This is a genomic window from Bizionia myxarmorum (assembly GCF_008086205.1).
In the GTDB taxonomy this organism is placed as follows: domain Bacteria; phylum Bacteroidota; class Bacteroidia; order Flavobacteriales; family Flavobacteriaceae; genus Algorimicrobium; species Algorimicrobium myxarmorum.
Map to the genome: position 1 here is coordinate 1 of NZ_VSKK01000011.1, position 1576 is coordinate 1576.

Consider the following 1576-nt stretch of genomic DNA (forward strand, 5'->3'; position numbering starts at 1 on the left):
CGACAGAATTGAGCGCAACAGTGGTAAATCGGAAGCACGAGATGTTCCGTAACAGTGATAAATCGGAAGAATAGAGTGAGATCTTTTTTTTAGAATTTTTTACCGTGTAGCAATGGTTGCCAACGTTCTTGTATATGGAAAGTAGCGCTGAAAATAAGCGATAACTTTTCGGATGAAACACAAGCCGAATTTTTAAATTTTACTAATTATTTTATTTTTGGGAATTTGTCAAATTTCAAAATTTGGCGACTTCCTAAAAATGCCCGAACCTTCCTGTTAGCAACGACTCGCGCTATTTTTTATATACGTTGTTACCCACCGTTTTTATTCCAGTTTGTCAATTATCCATTCCATTAATTCATTCGGTTCGGCAATTGACCAAGAGTGTGGATGTCTAATTCCGTTTAGACGATATCCTTTTCCTAATGCGTTAATGAATTCTGCATTTTCATTTCCCAAAATGCTTAATTGATTAATCATCGCTGTTTGGTCTAACGCATTAATATCATAAAAATCCGTTTGTCTTTCTTTTAAATGCCAATCAATATCTGGGTCAGAATAAATTCTAATCGGTACATCAATTAGAAATTTCGAATTCCCTCCATTTTTTACTGTCTTTGAATACATCGAATGTTTGATGTAGATATTTGGCACATTATCTGGTGAACCTCCGAATTGCTCATTAAGTTTGGCTAAATAGTCCTTTGCCTCGTTAACTGCTGGTTCCGAAAAGTTTAAATCCTTTGTACGTTGAAATGAATAGTAAATTCTTGTCCAATCTAATGGTGGGTCTATTCCATAAACCGCAATAGGTTCAATGGTTGTTAAATCGGGATTTTCTTTTGAGATTTCTACATAACGTATTGCGTTCATTCCTCCCAATGAGAAACCTCCTATTATTATTTGGTCTTTTGGTGCTTGATATTTAGATATAGCTTTTTTGAAAGTAGTATTTAAAAATGTCATTGTAATTTCATCAAGATAGAGGTTGTAATTAATCGAAGGGATAATCAATAAAATACCTTTCTCGAATGCAAGCTCGGATAATGTGATGTTGTTATTAATTACATCTTCTATATTTTGTGCAGTTGGCGGTAATAGAATAAGAGTTCCCTTGATTTTGCCTTTAGGTTTTAAAGCATAATAGAAAAGTTCGTTAGAATTTCCGTCATTTATGTACAGATAGGTTTTGTCGGTTATATCAATCGTATTTTTCTCAAGATTTTTTAAAAGAGTTTCGTTTAGTTTTATTTCACGTGTTGTCTGTCCGAAAACAGAAACTGAAATCAATAATATCAAGATGTTTGTTAGTATTCTCATTTTTTTTTAAATGGTGGGTAACGTTTATGTATATGAGCTGTGGCGTGTTTTAGCACGAACCTCTCCAAATAAAAACTGGCTTTGGAAAATCCGCAGGATTTTCCAAGTGAGGACAGACCAAGCCATAGCTTATAGCATCCATGAAAAAGCAGAAAGTCCAGTATCTTTAAAGTTCACCAAAACAATAAGATATGAAAACTGAACAAACTGCTCAACCAAAGTTATACATTGGAATCGACATCCACAAACGTAGCTG

Annotated in this window: 1 protein-coding gene; it reads right to left on the minus strand. The window is 34.0% G+C overall.

The genetic code is table 11. From position 1 onward, the window contains the following. Positions 1–324 precede the first annotated feature (324 nt). A complete protein-coding gene (locus ES674_RS15300; protein ID WP_148405520.1) occupies positions 325–1320 on the minus strand; it encodes a hypothetical protein in 996 nt (331 codons plus the stop codon). Positions 1321–1576: the final 256 nt, after the last annotated feature.

What these genes read in the sequence shown, in the direction of transcription:
- ES674_RS15300 (WP_148405520.1), bottom strand. Translation starts at nt 1,320, where the DNA reads ATGAGAATACTAACAAACATCTTGATATTATTGATTTCAGTTTCTGTT.